At 74.4% G+C, this 16,910-nt stretch carries 17 protein-coding genes; 3 read left to right on the forward strand and 14 right to left on the reverse strand.

Annotated elements, in window-relative coordinates; all coding sequences use genetic code 11:
- Window positions 1-15: 15 nt before the first annotated feature.
- The 4 genes from selD to Dfulv_RS26670 are packed head-to-tail and all read right to left on the reverse strand — an operon-like array spanning window position 16 to window position 3,786.
- Window positions 16-1,014 (reverse strand): selenide, water dikinase SelD, encoded by a 999-nt coding sequence (selD, locus tag Dfulv_RS26655; protein WP_259856125.1) that lies wholly within the window; start codon window positions 1,012-1,014, stop codon window positions 16-18.
- A gap of 41 nt (window positions 1,015-1,055) precedes the next feature.
- Entirely contained in the window at window positions 1,056-2,156 is a 1,101-nt protein-coding gene (locus Dfulv_RS26660; RefSeq protein WP_259856127.1) for a sensor histidine kinase, read from the reverse strand.
- Between the two features lie 17 nt (window positions 2,157-2,173).
- Window positions 2,174-2,896 (reverse strand): ABC transporter permease, encoded by a 723-nt coding sequence (locus tag Dfulv_RS26665; RefSeq protein ID WP_259856129.1) that lies wholly within the window; start codon window positions 2,894-2,896, stop codon window positions 2,174-2,176.
- Window positions 2,893-3,786 (reverse strand): ABC transporter ATP-binding protein, encoded by an 894-nt coding sequence (locus Dfulv_RS26670; RefSeq protein WP_259856130.1) that lies wholly within the window; start codon window positions 3,784-3,786, stop codon window positions 2,893-2,895. The genes Dfulv_RS26665 and Dfulv_RS26670 overlap by 4 nt, the downstream gene beginning before the upstream one ends.
- A 72-nt stretch (window positions 3,787-3,858) precedes the next feature.
- On the opposite strand from Dfulv_RS26670, the gene Dfulv_RS26675 reads away from it, so the two are divergent.
- Entirely contained in the window at window positions 3,859-4,032 is a 174-nt protein-coding gene (locus tag Dfulv_RS26675; protein ID WP_259856131.1) for a hypothetical protein, read from the forward strand.
- Here Dfulv_RS26675 and Dfulv_RS26680 read toward each other — a convergent pair.
- A complete protein-coding gene (locus tag Dfulv_RS26680) occupies window positions 4,001-4,915 on the reverse strand; it encodes an aminoglycoside phosphotransferase family protein (RefSeq protein ID WP_259856132.1) in 915 nt (304 codons plus the stop codon). The genes Dfulv_RS26675 and Dfulv_RS26680 overlap by 32 nt on opposite strands.
- A 138-nt stretch (window positions 4,916-5,053) precedes the next feature.
- On the opposite strand from Dfulv_RS26680, the gene Dfulv_RS26685 reads away from it, so the two are divergent.
- Window positions 5,054-5,683: a pyridoxamine 5'-phosphate oxidase family protein gene (locus Dfulv_RS26685; protein WP_259856133.1), complete on the forward strand. Its 630-nt coding sequence runs from the start codon at window positions 5,054-5,056 to the stop codon at window positions 5,681-5,683.
- Entirely contained in the window at window positions 5,680-5,868 is a 189-nt protein-coding gene (locus Dfulv_RS26690) for an antitoxin (RefSeq protein WP_259856134.1), read from the forward strand. The genes Dfulv_RS26685 and Dfulv_RS26690 overlap by 4 nt, the downstream gene beginning before the upstream one ends.
- Window positions 5,869-5,983: 115 nt before the next feature.
- Here Dfulv_RS26690 and Dfulv_RS26695 read toward each other — a convergent pair whose 3' ends face one another.
- The 9 genes from Dfulv_RS26695 to Dfulv_RS26735 all read right to left on the reverse strand — a co-directional run bounded on the left by Dfulv_RS26695 (window position 5,984) and on the right by Dfulv_RS26735 (window position 16,592).
- Window positions 5,984-6,766, reverse strand: a complete 783-nt coding sequence (locus Dfulv_RS26695) for an SDR family oxidoreductase (RefSeq protein ID WP_259856135.1) — start codon at window positions 6,764-6,766, stop codon at window positions 5,984-5,986.
- Between the two features lie 140 nt (window positions 6,767-6,906).
- On the reverse strand, window positions 6,907-7,374 hold the full coding sequence (locus tag Dfulv_RS26700; RefSeq protein WP_259856136.1) for an NUDIX hydrolase: 468 nt from the start codon (window positions 7,372-7,374) through the stop codon (window positions 6,907-6,909).
- A gap of 69 nt (window positions 7,375-7,443) precedes the next feature.
- Window positions 7,444-9,384, reverse strand: a complete 1,941-nt coding sequence (locus tag Dfulv_RS26705) for a response regulator (RefSeq protein ID WP_259856138.1) — start codon at window positions 9,382-9,384, stop codon at window positions 7,444-7,446.
- The gene (gene cheB / locus Dfulv_RS26710; protein WP_259856140.1) at window positions 9,366-10,433 is read right to left on the reverse strand and encodes a chemotaxis-specific protein-glutamate methyltransferase CheB; all 1,068 of its coding nucleotides are present in this window, start codon (window positions 10,431-10,433) and stop codon (window positions 9,366-9,368) included. The genes Dfulv_RS26705 and cheB overlap by 19 nt, the downstream gene beginning before the upstream one ends.
- Window positions 10,430-12,454: a hybrid sensor histidine kinase/response regulator gene (locus Dfulv_RS26715; protein WP_259856142.1), complete on the reverse strand. Its 2,025-nt coding sequence runs from the start codon at window positions 12,452-12,454 to the stop codon at window positions 10,430-10,432. The genes cheB and Dfulv_RS26715 overlap by 4 nt, the downstream gene beginning before the upstream one ends.
- On the reverse strand, window positions 12,451-13,923 hold the full coding sequence (locus Dfulv_RS26720) for a HAMP domain-containing methyl-accepting chemotaxis protein (protein WP_259856144.1): 1,473 nt from the start codon (window positions 13,921-13,923) through the stop codon (window positions 12,451-12,453). The genes Dfulv_RS26715 and Dfulv_RS26720 overlap by 4 nt, the downstream gene beginning before the upstream one ends.
- A gap of 2 nt (window positions 13,924-13,925) precedes the next feature.
- The gene (locus tag Dfulv_RS26725) at window positions 13,926-14,456 is read right to left on the reverse strand and encodes a chemotaxis protein CheW (protein WP_259856146.1); all 531 of its coding nucleotides are present in this window, start codon (window positions 14,454-14,456) and stop codon (window positions 13,926-13,928) included.
- Complete coding sequence (locus tag Dfulv_RS26730) at window positions 14,453-16,192, reverse strand: CheR family methyltransferase (protein ID WP_259856148.1); 1,740 nt, start codon at window positions 16,190-16,192, stop codon at window positions 14,453-14,455. The genes Dfulv_RS26725 and Dfulv_RS26730 overlap by 4 nt, the downstream gene beginning before the upstream one ends.
- The gene (locus Dfulv_RS26735; protein ID WP_259856151.1) at window positions 16,179-16,592 is read right to left on the reverse strand and encodes a chemotaxis protein CheW; all 414 of its coding nucleotides are present in this window, start codon (window positions 16,590-16,592) and stop codon (window positions 16,179-16,181) included. The genes Dfulv_RS26730 and Dfulv_RS26735 overlap by 14 nt, the downstream gene beginning before the upstream one ends.
- Window positions 16,593-16,910: the final 318 nt, after the last annotated feature.

Raw genomic sequence — 16,910 nt, forward strand, 5'->3', positions numbered from 1 at the left:
GGTTCGCCGGACTCTTCAGCGGATGCGCAGGGTGACGCCGTCCCAGGGGATCAGCTCACCCACGACCGGGTGGCCCGGCAGCTCACCGGCCACGAGCAGGCCGCCGGACGTCTGCGCGTCGGCGAGGAGCAGCAGCTCGTCCTCCGGCGTGGCGCCGACGTCGGCGTGCGGGCGGACCCAGTCGAGGTTGCGGCGGGTGCCGCCGCTGACGTAACCGTCGGCGAGGGCCTTGCGGGCGTCGTCGAGGTAGGGCACGGCGGCCGCGTCGACGACCGCGGTCACGCCGCTGGCGCGGGCCAGCTTGTGCAGGTGCCCGAGGAGGCCGAAGCCGGTGACGTCGGTAGCGCACTCGGCGCCCGCGGCGACGGCGGCCTCGGACGCGGCCCGGTTGAGTGTGGTCATGACCTCGACGGCCTGCGGGAAGATGTCGCCGGTGGCCTTGTGCCGGCTGTTCAGCACGCCGATGCCGAGCGGTTTGGTGAGCGTGAGCGGCAGCCCGGGCCGGCCGCGGTCGTTGCGCAGCAGCCGGTCGGGGTCGGCGAGGCCGGTGACCGCCATGCCGTACTTCGGCTCGGGGTCGTCGACGGAGTGCCCGCCCGCGACGTGACAGCCCGCCGCACGCGCGACGTCGAGGCCTCCGCGCAGGACCTCCGCGGCGAGGCTCATCGGCAGCACGTCCCGCGGCCAGGCCAGGAGGTTGACCGCGACGACGGGCCGGCCGCCCATGGCGTAGACGTCCGACAGCGCGTTGGCCGCCGCGATGCGCCCCCAGTCGTAGGCGTCGTCGACGACGGGTGTGAAGAAGTCCGCGGTCGCCACGACCGCCGTCCCGTTCGCGATGCTGACGACGGCGGCGTCGTCACCGTCGTCGAGCCCGACGAGCAGCTCTCCCGGCCCGGCCGGCAACTCGGCGCCGACGAGACCGGCGACCACCGCTTCGAGTTCCCCGGGCGGGATCTTGCAGGCGCATCCCCCGCCGTGTGCGTATCCGGTCAGCCGGCCGAGCGTCTCCATGGGTTCAACCTACCGATTGTTTCCTGACGTGGGGCGCCGCGTCAGGCCGTCACGCGCAGCAGGAAACCGCCGCCCTCGCGGCGGCCGACGGTCAGCGTGCAGCCGGCGGCGTCGAGGCGCTCACGCAGGCCGGCCAGGCCGTGGCCCTGACCCGTGGCCTCCGCCGGGCCGCGGCCGTCGTCGCTGATCTCCACCGTGTTGCGGGCCAGCCGGATCCAGCAGTGTTTCGCCTCGCTGTGCCGCACCACGTTGGTGACGCCCTCGCGGACGACCCAGGCGAACAGCTCCTGCCGCCGCGGGTCGACGGCCTCGCCGTTGAGCGGCACGTCGGCCTCGATGCCGGCCGCGTCCAGGGCGCTGCGGGCGGAGGCCAGCTCGTTGGCGAGCGACATCTCGCGGTAGCCCGCCACGGCCGCCCGCACGTCGACGAGCGCCTCGCGGACGAGCCGCTGGATGTCCGCGAGCTCGGCCTCGGCCCGCTCCGGGGCGAGCTGGACCAGCCGGCCGGCGAGCTCGCTCTTCACCGAGACCACGGTCAGCGAGTGGCCGAGCAGGTCGTGCAGGTCGCGGGCGAACCGGTTGCGCTCGGCGGCGATCGCCAGCTGGGTGATCTCCTCGCGGGCCTCGGCGAGCTGCGCGTTGCGCTGGACGACCCGGGTGACGCCCCAGACGGCGAGGGCGGCGACCATGACGGCGAACGTGAGATCGATGCCACCGTCCCAGCCGGGGACCATGCGCGGCAGGACGAACGCGGCGACGGCGCCGGCCAGCACGACCGGCCACGCGAACGGGGCGGGCAGGGTGAAGACGGCGATGACGCCGACGTACACCAGGCTGGTGAGGCCCGACTCCCCCGCGACGAGCGTCAGCGCGACGGTCAGGGCGACCATGACGGCGAGCCGGACCACGGCCTCGCGCAGCGGCAGCATGCCGCCGCGGGTGCGTTTCGTCGCCGCGCGCGCGGCGAGGAACGACTGCAGGTAGACACCGCAGAAGGCCAGCGCGGAGGCCAGGCCGACGCCGCGCTCCCACGGCACCGGGTTCTGCCAGGCTTCGGCGATCGGCCCGGCCATGTAGAACAGCCAGACCGCCGCCCACAGCCAGAAGAACCTGGCCATGGGGCGGCGGCGGGTGTCGGGCATGTCGAACATTGTCCCGATCAGGCCCGGGCGGTGTCGACCCGGAAGCGGCGCAGGGCGATGAGCCCGAGCAGCACCGTCCAGCCGCCGAGGACGAGGAGGGCCTGGCCGTTGACGTGGCCGCCGTCCAGCGGGCTGCGGGCGACCTCGCCGGTCCAGTACGACGGGGTGAACTTGGCGACCTGTCGCAGGAAGCCCGGCATGAGCGACACCGGCACCCACAGCCCGCCGAAGGCGGCGAGGACGAGGTTGATGAGCGCGCCGACCTGCTGGACGCTGTCCGGCTTGGCCAGGTAGCCGAGGACCACGCCGAGCGCGGCGAACGGCAGCGACGACAGCCAGGCGCCGGCGAAGCACAGCACCCACTCGGCGGCGGTGAGCCGCACGTGCAGGCCGGCGGCGCCGACCAGGAACGTGACGACGACCGGCGGCACCGCGACGAGCAGCGCCAGGACGACCTTGTTCATGACGTAGCCGCCCGGGGAGAGCGGGGTCAGCCGCAGCGTGCGGTTCCAGCCGAGGCCGCGCTCGACGGCGATCGTGCCGCCGCTGGACAGGGCCGCGCTCATCGCGCCGAAGAGGGCCATGCTGACCATCACGTACTTCTTGGCGTCGGGGTCGTTGCCGACGGAGACGCCGCCGATGATGAGCACGAGCAGGGCCGGCAGGAGCGTGGAGAAGATGACGACGCGCTTGTTGCGGAAGAGGCGGGCGGTCTCGAGTCGCAGGTAGGTGAGGTTCACTTGGCGCTCCCGGCGGCGGTGAGGGCGATGAAGGCGTCTTCGAGGTTGCGGCCGGTGACCTCGATGTCGTGGGCGGCGGTCGAGTTGAGCAGCGCGCGCAGCGCGGTGTCGGAGTCGTCGCAGTGCAGCAGCACGACGGCGCCGCGCGTCTCGACCCGCTCGACACCCGCCAGCGCGGCGAGCCCGGCGAGGTCCGCGCCGGGCACCGTGGCGCGGATGGTCCGTCCGGTCACCGCCGCCTTGATCTGTGCGGCGGTACCGTCGGCGACGACCTTGCCGGAGCGCAGCAGGACGATGCGGTCGGCGTAGGCGTCGGCCTCGTCGAGGTAGTGCGTGGCGAACAGCACCGTGCGGCCCCGGGCGGTCTCCTCGCGCATGGCGGTCCAGAAGCCGCGGCGGGCCTCGACGTCCATGCCGGTGGTCGGCTCGTCCAGCACGAGCAGGTCGGGGTCGGCGACGAGCGCCATGGCGAACCGGATCCGCTGCTGCTGGCCGCCGGAGAGACCGCCGACCTGCTGCTTGGCGAACTCCGTGACGCCGGCCCGCTCGAGCACCTCGTCGACGTCGCGCGGCTTGCGCTGGAGCGCGGCCGCGAGCCGTACCGTCTCCGCGGCGGTCAGATCGGGCAACAGTCCGCCGCTCTGCATGAGGGCGCCGACGGTACCGGCGGCGATCGCCTTCTCCGGCGGCGCGCCGTCGAGCAGCACGGTGCCCGCGTCGGGGCGGAGCAGGCCGAGGAGCATGTCGATGGTGGTCGACTTGCCGGCGCCGTTGGGCCCGAGGAGGGCGACGACCTCGCCCCGGCGGATGGTGAGGTCGAGGCCGTCGACGGCGGTGACCGCACCGAACCGCCTGGTCAGGCCGGTCAGCTGGACTGCTGGGTTCGTCATGCCCAGAAGCATCGCGGGATCGGGGCATCGATACCGCTGTGTCGCGTCACCCGCACCCCCATGACATCTGTCATGCGTGTGGGACGGTCAGCGCCGGGGCTCGCCGCCCGGGACTTCGAGCACCGCGCCCGCACCGAGCCGAAGCAGCGTTTCGCCAACCACGCCGCCGCCCTCATCGTCCCGAAGACCCGCCTGGGCATCAGGACCCGCAACCTCACCGCGCGGGTGCTGCTGACCCGGCGATGAGGTCCGCGGCGGCGAGCATCTCCCGCCCGACCGGCTGCACGCCGATCTCGGTCAGCAGCAGGCCGGTCGAGACGCGCTCGACGACGCCCCACTCCCAGATCGCGGGCTCCGAGCGGCCGGTGCGGGCGGCCAGCCGTCTGGAGCGCTCGCGCGGATCGCCGGCCATCAGGTCGGCCGGGTCCTCGCGCATGATGACACCCAGGTCATACTCCGCCTCGGCCAGCAGCCCGTCGGGGTCGACCAGCTTGAAGCCGTCGCCGGCGCGCAACGTGTTCCACTCGTGGACGTCGCCGTGGACGAGCACCGCGCGCTCGTCGTCGTGGGCCGCGATCCGCCGCTCGGCGCACCGCAGGGCGTGCTCGACGGTCCGCTCGGCACACGGCCGGTCGAGCCGCTCCCATCGGGCGGTGATGAACTCGACCAGCCACCGGCCCTTCTCGCGCCCGGTCGGCAGCCCGGCGTCCGGCGCCGGCCGCCAGACCCGGGCCGCCACGTCGCACAGGATCTCGTGCCGGCGGTGGACGGGCAGGCCCAGCTCGCGCAGCTGCGGGCCGAGCTTCTCCAGCAGCAGCGCGTCGCGCCGGACGTCGTGCTCGAGCAGGCGGGCGCACCCGTCGCCGGCGGCGAGGCGCAACACGGTGATCTCGTTGCCGGCGTGGCCGCCGGCGCGCGGTGTCAGCAGCTTGAGCACGGCGGGCGTGCCGTCGTCCCGCACGACCTCCGCGACGAACGCCTCGGTCGCGTCGGGAAAGACCCGCCCCACGCGCAGGCCCCAGTCCGCCGAAAGGCCGGCGACGAGGTCGGGCAGTGCCCGTAACCAGTCGTGCGCCCCGGCCACGACCGCCTTCGCCCGGACCGCCTCCGGAAGCTGTGCCCCGTTCATGCCGGCCACCCTAGACGGACCGACCGACATTTTCCGCCGGCGGTTTCGTCGTGGGGCGGGCCGGGACCGCACAGCGTGTGCGACACGTGTCCGCCGGGTGCGTGTCAGCCTGGGCTCTCTTGTGCGTGGGGAGGCGGCGTGGGGACACGTGAAGTACATCTGCCGGGGTCGGCGGGCGAACGCCTGATGCAGGCGCGGGCCGGGACCGTGGAGCGGGCCGAGCGGTTCTACCGGCAGCAGGTCCTGCCCGCGCTCAACGACACCATGGCGGAGTTCGTCGGGCGGCAGGAGATGATGTTCGTCGCGACCGCGGACGCGCTCGGGCACTGCGACTGCACGTTCCGGGCCGGGCCGCCCGGGTTCGTGCGGGTGTTGTCGAGCGAGCGGGTGGCCTGGCCGGAGTACCGCGGCAACGGGGTCATGGCGAGCGTCGGCAACATCGTCGAGAACCCCAACGTCGGGCTCATCTTCGTCGACTTCGTCCGGGACCGGATCGGCCTGCACGTCAACGGCCACGCAACCGTCACGGACGACGCCGAGATGCGCGCGGCGTTCCCCGACCTGCCGGTCGACACCGTCCCCGGACGCCGCCCGGAGCGCTGGGTCAACGTGTTCGTCGAGGAGGCGTACATCCACTGTGCCAAGCACATTCCCCATCTGCGGAAGGTGACCGCGGAGGACCGGGCGTGGGGCACGGACGACACGAAGCGCAAAGGGGGTGACTTCTTCGGCGTCGCGGCCGGGCCGGCAGGTACGGTATCGGGATGAACAGCTTCTTCGACAAGGTGAAAGACCTCGCCGACAAGCACGACGACAAGGTGGACCAGGCGTTGGAGAAGATCGGCGAGGAGGCTGACAAGCGCACCGGAGGCAAGTACTCCGACCAGATAGCCAAGGGTGTCGACGCCGCAAAGGAGCACACCGGCGGGGGTGACACCACCCGCGACGCGTAGGCCCGCCCGGCGGGCAGGAACCTGCGCCCGAGTTCGGCGAGGAACGCGTCGGCGAGGCGGGCGGACTCGTCCTCGCCGACGCGGGTCTCGCCGCCGGTCACCGCCGCCGCCCCGGTCAGGCGGCGGCGCCGGCCGGGGCCGCGGTCTTCTCGGCCAGGAACGACTCCCAGGTCCGCTTGCCGGTCGTGGCGCCGTCGAGGGTGAGGTTGCCGCCGGAGCGGTACGCCCGGCCCGCCTTGCCGGGCAGGGGCACCGGCATCAGCAGGCGGTGCTTGCCGAACGCGTGGAGGTAGGTGCGCGCCAGGTCGGCGATCCCGTAGACCCCGGGGCCGGCCATGTCGGGCACCAGGCCGGCCGGTGCGCCCAGCGCCAACTCGACGAGCCGGGCCGCGACCTCGCGGGCGTCGACGGGCTGGAGGCGCAGCCCGTTCGGCACCGGCACCACCGGCAGCTTCGCCAGCTGCCGCACCATGGTCAGGGCCAGGTCGTGGAACTGCGCCGCCCGCAGCGTCGTCCAGGGCAGGCCGGAACCGGCGACCGCCTCCTCGGCGGCGAGCTTCGACCGCAGCCACGCGAGCGGAACCCGGTCGGCGCCGATCACCGAGATGTGGACCAGGTGCCGCGCCTCGGCCCGCTGGGCGGCGCGGACCAGGTTGCGGGTGGCCTGCTCGTCGCCCTTGGGTCCGCCGGCCAGGTGCATGACGACGCCTGCGCCGCGGGCGGCCTGCTCGACGCCCTCACCGGTGAGCAGGTCGGCGGTGACGTGCTCGACGCCGGGCGCCGGCTGCCCACCGCGACGGCTGAGCACGCGGACCGGGTGGCCGGCCTCGCGCAGCAGCGGGACGACCAGGCGCCCCAGCGTGCCGGTGCCGCCGGTGACCAGGATGGGTGCGCTCATGATGCTCCGCCTTCGTCTCGGACCGGGAGCCCGGCTCCCGGTCGGTTCGGCCACCGTTCGTGGCTTCACCGACCTGACCCGGCCCGGCGGGCGAGTGTGACAGCGGGTGGCGCAGCCCACATCGAACGCGGACGCGGCCGCTACGAACGCGACCAGACGCTGCCGGGGGCCAGCTCCGCGATGACCGCGGCGAGCGCCGGTGGCTCGAGGCGGTCGGTCAGGGCGGCCAGCTCCTCCGGGCCGGCCCAGACGTGGTCGTGGAGGTTGACCTGCTCGTCCGGCAGGAGGCCGGTGCGGACCAGGGCCGGGCGGTCGGCCGCGAACCGGGCCAGGAAGAACTGCTCCTCCCCCACGAACCGCTTGCCGTTCCAGCGGACGTCCCGCTCGACCGGGACCCAGCGGTCCTCGACGGCGGCCGGGTCGAGGCCGGTCTCCTCGACCAGTTCCCGGCGCGCGGCGTCCAGCGGCGTCTCGCCCGGGTCGATGCCGCCGCCGGGCGGCTCCCACAGCCACGAGCCGTCGGACGGGTCCTGCCAGTGCAGCAGCAGGACGCGCCCGGCCGGGTCGAGGCAGACGATGCGCGCCGCGGGGCGGTGCCGGGTCTCCATGGCCCCGACCCTATACGCCCCCTGGAGCAGCGGCTGTGCGCCCGCCGTCGGGCCGCGCACCGCCCGCGGCTACGGCTCCGGAAGCGTGAAGGCGAACGTCGCGCCGCGGCCGGGCTCGCTCTCGGCCCAGACCCTGCCGCCGTGGCGGTCGATGATGCGCTGCACCGTGGTCAGGCCGATGCCGGTGCCCGGATAGTCGCGGCTGTCGTGCAGCCGGCCGAACGGGCGGAACAGCTGGTCGGCCTGGTCGGCGGGGAAGCCGGCGCCGTTGTCACGGACGTAGAACGCCACCTCGCCGCCGGCCGGCGCGGTGCCGATGTCGATCGCCGGGTCCGGTGTGCGGGTGGTGAACTTCCACGCGTTGCCGACCAGGTTGACCAGCACCGCGCGGACGAGTTCGGGGTCGCAGGGGGCCAGCATGCCCGGGGTCACCGTGACCGCGACCTCGCGGACCTGGTCACGATGGCGCAGCTCCTCCACCACCTCCTCGGCCAGCGCCGTGACGTCGACCCGGGTGCGCCGGATCTGGCCGCGGTTGGCACGTGCCAGCTGCAGCAGCGCGTCGACGAGCGCGTTCATCCGCTGCGCCGCGGCGTGGACGCGCCACAGCTGCTCCGCCGACTCGGGGTCGACCTCCGGGATGACCAGCTCGGTGTAGCTGAGGATGGTCTGCAACGGTGAGCGCAGGTCGTGGGAGACGGAGCCGCTGAACGCCTCCAGCTCCTTGTTGCGCCACTCCAGCTCCTCCACGAGCTGCGCGCGGGCCTCGGCGTACTTGCGCGCCGCGCGCTCCTCGGCCGCCTCCATCTCCCGGCGCAGCAGCTCGTCGCGGATCCGGCGGTTCTCGTCGTGCAGCTGCTGGCGGCGCAGGTGGGCGCGGATGTGGGCGCGCAGGGTGCCGGCGCCTTCGGCGCGCCGGACGTAGTCGTCGGCGCCGGCGGCCAGGCAGTCGAGCAGGGCGTCCTCGACGCCGACGACGATGACCGGCATGTCGCGCAGCCCGGGCACGGACCGGATCCGGTCGCACAGCTCGCGGCCGTCGATCTCCGGCAGGTGCAGGTCGATGACGGTGCAGTCGGCCGGCTGCACGGCGAGCATGGCGAGAGCGTCGTCGGCGCAGCGCGCCAGGACGGGCTCATAGCCGTCCTCGTGCAGCAGGCCGCTCATCGCCTCCAGGTACGCGCTGTCGGCGTCCACGAGGAGCACCTTCGCCGGCCCGAGCGGGGACCCCGCCGTGGGCAGCGGCAGGGCCGAGGCGCTCTTGCGCAGCACGGCCGCGAGCTTCGCCAGTACGACTGCCAGGTCTTCCTGCTTGCGCACGAAGGCGTCGGCGCCGGCGTCGAGGATCTGCAGCTCGGTGGTGTAGTCGTCGGAGGCGGTCAGCAGCAGGCACGGCACGTTGCGCAGGGCGGCGTCGAGCCGGACCCGCCGGATGACGGTGGCGCCGTCGATGCCGGGCAGCACGCCGTCGACGATGATCGCGCCGGGCGGGCGGGCCGCGGCGACCCGCAGGCCCTCCTCGCCGCTGGCGGCGGTGAACACCTCGTAGCCCTCCGCGGTGAGCGCCCGGCGCAGTTCCTCGCGGAACGTGAGGCTGTCGTCGATGACGAGGACCGACCGCTGCGCGTCGCCGGGCGGCGCGGTGGCGTGCAGCAGCTCGCGGCTGCGGGCGACGACGGCGCCGGCGTCGTACGGCTTGCCGACGTATTCGTCGGCGCCGGTGCGCAGTCCGCGCAGCCGGTCGTGGACCTCGGCCTCGCTGGACAGCAGCAGGACCGCCACGTCGGCGTGCCGGTGGTGGTCGCGCAGGCGGCGCAGCAGATCGAGGCCGTCACCGTCGGGCAGCCGCACGTCGAGGACCGCGACGTCGAACTGTTCGCGGTCGAGCGCGGCGAGCGCCTCGGCGTGGCCGGCGCACAGGACCGTGCGGAAGCCCTCCTGCTCGAACGCCTCGTGCAGGTCCATGCGGACGGTGAGGCTGTCGTCGACGATCAGGACCGTGCTCGCCATCCGATCCCCTCCTCCAGCGGGCGACCGGCCTGTGTCAGGCCGGTCAGCCGTTCCGCGATCTGCTCCGGCGGCAGCACCTCCGCGGCCGCCCCGAGCAGCACCGCCTCCTTGGGCATGCCGTAGACGACACTGCTGGCCTCGTCCTGCGCGTACGTGACGGCGCCGGCCCGGCGCATCGCGAGCAGGCCGGCGGCGCCGTCGCGGCCCATGCCGGTCAGCAGGCAGCCGACGGCGGCGCGGCCGAGCTCCGTGGCCACCGACTCGAAGAGCGTGTCGACGGCCGGGCGGCACGAGTGCCGCGCCGGGCCGGCGCTGAGCCGGAGGTGACCGTCGCGGACGTACAGGTGCAGGTCCGGCGGTGCCATCACAACCCGCCCGCCGAGTGCCGGCAGCGCCTCGCCGCCGCGGGCGTAGGTGACGGCGTGGCCGGTCTGCTCGGCGAGCCAGCCGGTGAACGCTTGCGCGAACGTCTCGTTGGCGGCCAGGTGCTGCACGTACAGCAGCGGGATCGGGAAGCCCGCGGGCAGGCCGCGCAGCACCCGGACGATCGCGCCGGGCCCGCCGGTCGAGGCGCCGATCACGACGGCGCGGGCCGTGGCACCGCCCGGCGCTGGCTCCGGAGCGGGCGCGACCGGCCCGGAGCGCCGCCTGGTGACCACGCGGATCCGGGAGACGATCCGGGCGGTGGTGCGCAGCCGCTGCCCCCAGGTGTCGTCGGAGGCGTCGCCACGCGGCTTCTCCAGCACGTCGACCGCGCCCGCGGCGAGGGCGTCGTACGTCGTGAACAGCTCCCGGCGGTCGGCGGAGGACACCACCAGGATCGGCGTCGGCTGGACGGCCATGATCTGCTCGGTGGCGGCGAGCCCGGACATCACCGGCAGGCCCACGTCCATCGTGACGACGTCGGGGCGCAGGTCCCGGCACATCGAGACCGCCGCCGCGCCGTCGGTCGCCTCGCCGACGATCTCGAACCCGTCGGCGGCGGTCAGCGCCTCGCGCAGGAACTGCCGTACCGTGGCGGAGTCCTCGACGATCAGCACCCGGATCACGGGTCACCCGCCAGGGCGCGGATGTGGTCGAGCAGCTCCTCCTGGTCGAATTCGCTCTTCACCATGTACGCGCCGGCGCCCGCCGCGGCACCCCGGCGCCGGTCCTCGGCGGAGGCGCGGGAGCTGACCAGGATCGCGGGCACGTCCCGCTGCGCCGGGTCGGCGCGGGTCTGCTCGACGAAGGTGAACCCGTCGATGCCCGGCATGTCGATGTCGACGAGGAACAGTGCGTACCGCCGGTGGCGGGCCCGTTCGAGCGCCTCCTCCCCCGACGCGGCGAGCTCGACGGTGTAGCCGGCCGACTCCAGGATGCTGCGCTCCAGCATCCGGGTGGTGAGGGAGTCGTCGACGATGAGGATCGGGTCGCGCGGCGGCGGCGCGCCTGCCGGCTCGGTGACGCCGGGGTCGGCGGCCCCGGCCGCGGCGGCGAGCCCGTGCGGGTCGAGCACGATCCGCGGGTTGCCCTCCGCGTCCATCGACAGCCCGCTGACCACCGGGCTCGCCGGGGCCAGCTCGGGCAGCGGCCGCACGACGAGCGTCGACGTGCCGAGCAGCCGGTCGACGCCGACGGCGACCGGGTGGCCTCCCGGCGACAGGATCACCACGACCCCGTTACCCGTCAGGCCGGTCCCGCCGGCGAGGACCCGCGCCAGCGGCAGGAACGGGACCACGTGCCCGTCGTGGGCCAGCGCACCGGCCGCGGCGGCCGTCGCGGCCTCCGCCGCCGGCAGCAGCACGCACGTGCGGACCGTGTCGAGAGGAACCGCGGCGACGGTACCGGCGGCCAGCACGACGAGCCCCGTGAGCGACACGAGCGACAGCGGCACGACCAGCTCGACCGACGTGCCGCGCCCGGGCTCGGTGTCCACCGACACCTCGCCGCCGAGCTGCTCGGCGACGTCGCGCACCACGTCGAGGCCGATGCCCCGGCCGGAGACCCCGGTGACCGTCGCCGACGTGCTGATCCCGCCCTGCATCAGCAGGCGCATGAGCTCCCGGACGTCGGCCTCCGCGCCACCGGCGACCAGCCCGCGCCGCTCCGCCTGGCGGCGGACCGCGGCGAGGTCGAAGCCGCGGCCGTCGTCGCGGCACCGGAAGGCCGCGTACCGCCCCCGGCGGTGCACGTCGACGATCACCCGCGCCTGTGCCGGCTTGCCGGCGGCGAGCCGCTCCGCCTCGGGTTCCACGCCGTGCGAGACGGCGTTGCGCACGACGTGCAGCAGCGCGTTGCCGGCCTGGCTGAGCACGTGCGGGTCGAGCCGCAGGTCCCCGCCGCGGCTCTCGAACACGACGGACTTGCCCTCGGTGCTGGCGGCGTCGTAGACGGCCCGGTGCAGCGAGGTGAGGATCGTGGCGGCCGGCACCAGCCGCAGCCGCTCGGCCCGGCCGCGGATGTCGTCGAGCTCCCGCTCGACCTGCTCCACGGTCTCGGTGAGCTGCCTGCCGAGTGCCGTGAGGTCGGCGGCGAGCCGTACGGCCAGCGCCATCGTCCGCTCACGACCGTAGGCGCGCAGCTGCTCCGTGATGCCCTCGGCGGCCCGGCGGGCCCGCTCGACGGTCACGGCCTGCCGGCGCAGCGGAGCGAACCGGGCATGCGCCTCGTCCACGGCCTCGAGGAGCTCGTCGACATCGGCGCCCTCCGCCCGGACCGGCATCGGCTCGGCGGACACCACGGCCGCTGCCGCCGACCGGGCCGGTTCGAGCGCGTCGACGTGGGTCGTGATCTCGTCGGTCAGGGCCAGCAGGCGGGCAACGGCGTCCGGCGGCACCGGGCCGCCGCCGTCGCGGTGCGGCACCAGGATCTCCTCCAGGGCGTGCGCGGCCTCGGCGATGCCGGGCTGCCGCACGACCCGGGCCGCGCCCTTGAGCGTGTGCGCGTGCCGCAGCAGCGCCGCCACCGCCTCTCGGCCCGTGCCGTCCGGGTCGCCGCCCTGCAGGTCGAGGACGCCGCGGCTGATCTGGTCCAGCAGTTCGCGGGACTCGATCCGGAAGTACCGCAGCGGGTCCTTCTCCTCGGTCATGTCTCGGTGTCCGCCGTGACGAGGCGCAGCAGGGAGGTGGACAGCCCGGTGAGGTGCGCGGCGGTCTGGCGGGTCTGCACCGCGCTCGTCTCGCTATCCTGCGTGACCCGGGCGGTGTCGGTGACCGCGACGTTGACCTGTTCGACGGCGGTGGTCTGCTGCTTGGTCGACAGCTCGATCTCCCGCGCCGACTCGGTGGTGCTCGCCACCAGGTCGGCGATCTGCTGGAACGACGCCGTGACCGCGTTGAACTGCCGGGTGCCGGCGTCGACGGCCTTCGCGCCGGTCTCGGTCGCCATCACCGTCGTGTTGACCGCGCCCCGGACGTCGTCGATGAGCGCCCGGATCTCCTTGGCCGAGGCGGCGGTACGGTCGGCAAGCTTGCGGATCTCGTCGGCGACGACCGCGAAGCGGCGGCCCCACTCGCCGGCGCCGGACGCCTCGATGGTCGCGTTGATGGCCAGGATGTTGGTCTGCTCGGCGAGTTCCGACACGAGGTCGACGACGCCGCCGATCTGCTGCGATCGCTGCCCGAGCTCCAGCATGTGCTGCACGATGAGATCGACCTGCTGGCGGATCGCCGTGATCGACGCGCGGGCCTCCTCGATGGTGGCGTCGCCGGAGCCGGCCGCCGCCGCGGTCTCCTCGGCGATCTTCGCGACCCGCTGCGCGCCCTCGGCGATCTGCCGCGAGGTGATGAGCAGCTCCTCGATCGTCGTGGTGATCTCGCTCATCGCGGTGGCCTGCTCGCGCGCGCCGGTCGCCTGCTGGCCGGCGGACGCCTCCAGCTGCGCCGACGAGCTGCGGATGTGCCCGACGGTGCCGGCGACCTGCCGGGTGAGCGCCCGCCGGAGTATGAACGCGGTCGTCACCCCGAAGACGATCGCGGCGACCGAGATGCCCGTGACGATGACCTTCGCCGTCGTGGCACGGGACGAGCTGGACCGCTGCCCGGCGCGGACGTCACGTTCCAGCAGCACGTTCAGGTCGGCGACCGTCTTCGTCATCGCCTCGCGCAGCGGGGTGACGACGTCGCGGAACCGGTCGCCGATCGCCTCGATCGTCGCGCCGCCGCGGCGCGCCGCGATGATGGCGTCGAGCGATGCCTGGTGCTGCTGCTCGGCCTGCACGGCCCGGTCGACGAGCAGGCGCTCCTCATTGCCGGAGACGACGGCACGCAGGCGCTGCACCGCGGCGGCGAAGTCGGCGCGCGCCTGGTTCATCTGCGTGAGGTTGTCCTCGTTGCCGCTGAGCAGGAAGCCCCGGAAGGCGCTGTTCTTCGACTCGACGGCGATGCGCAGCTCCCGCGCCTGGGCGAGCCCCTCCAGGCCGACGCCGATGACGCGGTCCTTGCCGTCCACGACCGTGTTGAGCGCGAGGGTCGACACGGCGCCGGTGAGCAGGGTCAGCAGCACCGTGACGGCGAAGCCGGCGCCCAGCTTCTGGCCGAAGGTCCATTGTCGTGGCATGTCTATCGGTCCCCGTTCGCTGCGAACGACTGGATGGCCGCACGGACGGCGGCGATGTCGACGATCGGCCTGGCGCCGCCGTCGAGCGGGACGATGCCGCGCAGGCAGCCGCGCGGGCCGTGACCGGTCGCCTCCTCGACGATCTGTTCGTGCGGCACGCGTAGGTGCCCCTCGAGCTCGTCGAAGGCCAGGGCGACCGGTGGGGTGCCGGTCACCAGCACCAGCCAGCGCCGTGCGGGTGCGCCGGCGGCGGGCTGCCCGAACACGGCGGCGAGGTCGTACACGGGCACGACGGCGCCGCGGAACCCCGCCACCCCGAGCAGCGCCGGCAGCGGCCCGGGCAGCCGGGTCACCGGCCGGTCCTGGAAGAGGCCGGCCGACTCGGTGAGGCGCAGCGCGTACCGCTGGATGCCGACCCGGATCGCGAGCAGGTCGTCGTATCCGGCGACCTCCTGCCGCGGCGGGTCGGCGAACGACCGGTCGAACGCCTCCCGCAGGTCGGCCAGCCGGGTGGCGAGAACGTCGGCGCTCATGACACCGCGGCCAGCTCGGCGCGGCACAGGGCGACGAGGGCGGCACGGCCGAAGCCGCCGCCGAACAGCGCGATGCGCTCGTCGGTCTCGTGCCGCAGCAGGTCCATCGCCCGGTCCAGTTCCCGCCCGGCGGCCGCGCGGTCGCCGCGGCGGCGGGCGAGCAGTCCCAGCCGCAGCCGCGGCATCGCGAACGCCGGGTCGAGCAGCGCGGCGATGCGGTGGTGCTCCGCGGCCGCGGCGTGGTCGTCGTCGCCCTCGTGGCACTCGGCGAGCAGGTGGTGCGCGTCCGCGAACAGCGTGTCGCGCTCCAGCAGCCGGCGGCAGAGCTCGGCGGCCCGGCCCGTCTCGCCGAGGTGCGCCAGGGCCGCGGCGCGGATCAGCCACACGTCGGGCCGGTCCGCCTCGGCGCCGGTCACCGCGTCGACGGCCTGCAACGCCTCGCCGAACCGCTCCTCGCGCAGCAGCGTCAGCGCCGCCTCCCGGTGCCGCCGGGCCGGCGCCGCCCGGGTCATGGCCTGCCGTGCCCCGGCACCGGTCTGCGGGACGCGTTCGTAGAAGAACGTGCGGTGCGACTGGTGCACCCGCAGGCCGTCGGGGCGCCCGCCGAGCGAGTCGGTGTGGCCCAGGAACAGGTAGCCGCCCGGGGCGAGCGCCCGCGTGATCCGGCCGAGGAGCGCCTTCGCGGCGTCCGGGGTGAGGTACATGAGCACGTTGCGACAGAGGACGACGTCGTAGGTGTCCGGCGCGAACAGGGCCGGGTGGTCGTGGACGAGGTTGTGCTCGACGAAGCGGATGCGGCTCCGCAGCCGCGGGTCGACCTCGACACCGTCGCCGGCCGGGTGGAACCAGCGCTGCCGGGCCGCCTCGGGCGTCTCGCGCAGCGACCACGACGAGTACCGTCCGGCCATCGCATTGCGCAACGCGCCCCGGTTGACGTCGACACCGACGATCAACAGCTCCCACCGCGACTCCGGCACCCGGTCGGCGGCGACCATGGCGAGCGTGTACGCTTCCTCGCCCGTGGCGCAGCCCAGTGACAGCATGCTGAGCCGGCGCTGGGCCGCGCGGGCGCGCAGCCGGGCCGGCAGCACCGTCTCGGCGAGGGCGTTGAACTGCTCGATGTTGCGGAAGAAGTACGTCTCGCTGACGGTTACGGCCTCGGCGAGCGCGGCGAGTTCGGTGCCCCAGGCGGTGGCGAGCCGGTCGAGGTAGCCTCGTTCGGACAGGGCATGCTGGGCGGCGCGCTGCCGGAGCACGCCGGCGAGCCAGGCGTCCTTGCTGCCGTCGAAGGCGAGGCCGAGCCGTTCGGCGAGCAGGCCGCGCAGCCGCCGGACGGTCTCGGGCGGCTCCGCCGCGGCGGCGTCCCGGTGTGGCACCGGCGGGCCTGCCACGGCGGCCTCCCCGGACGGCATCGGCGATCCCGCCACGGCGGCCTGCCCGGACGGCATCGGCAGCCCTGGCACAGCGACCTCCCGGGGCGGCGTCGGCGACCCTGCCGCCGCGGTCTCGCGGGGTGGCATCGGCAGCCCCTCCACGGCGGCCTCCTCGGGTGGCATCGGCGGTCCCGGCACAGCGACCTGCCCGGACGGCATCGGCAACCCTGACACAGCGGCCTCCTCGGGTGGCATCGGCGACCCTGCCGCCGCGGTCCCGCGAGGCGGCATCGGCAGCCCCGGCACGGCGGCCCGCCCGGACGGCATCGGCAGCCCCGGCACGGCGGTCTCACGCGGCGGCACGGACGCCTCCGTCGCTCCGGACGAACAGCAGCGGGCGGGAGTCGAGGACGCCGACGGCGGAGACCAGGCGCACGGCGTCGGCGCCGAGCATCGGGGGCAGCGGGCGGCTGTCGTCGGGCTCGACCTCGCGGACCCCGACGACGGCGCCGGCGGCGAACGCGAGCGGCCCGCCGGCCGGGTTCGTGGTGATGAACCGCTGCGCGGGTGGCGCGTCGACGCCGAGCAGGCGGGCGGTATCGACGACCGGCACGGCCAGCCCGCGGATGACAGCGACGCCGAGGAGCGCGTCGGCGCTGCCGGCGACAGACTGCACCGGCAGCGGCCGGATGGTCTCGACGACGTCGTCCAGGGGCAATGCGCAGAGCAGATCGCCGACGCTGAAGATCAGTTCCCGGTTCACTGGGCACAGGATATGTGTTCTTCCAGCGGAAATACCGGACTTGTCCGAAACGTTCTCACGAGGCCCGCGAGGCCCCGACCTCGCGGGCCGACTCTCGACCTCACAGGCCGCAGGCCGACCCTCGACCACACGGACGCAGGCCAGCTCTCGACCTCGCACGCCGCAGACCGACCCTCGACCACACGGACGCAGGCCAGCTCTCGACCTCGCACGCCGCAGGCCAGCTCTCGACCTCGCACGCCGCAGGCCGGCTCTCGATCTCACGGACCGCCCAGCCGGGAGTGCCCTGTTCACGCGGAGTTCGACCGCCGCCCAGCC

This window comes from Dactylosporangium fulvum (assembly GCF_025137375.1).
GTDB classification, from domain to species: Bacteria; Actinomycetota; Actinomycetes; order Mycobacteriales; family Micromonosporaceae; genus Dactylosporangium; species Dactylosporangium fulvum.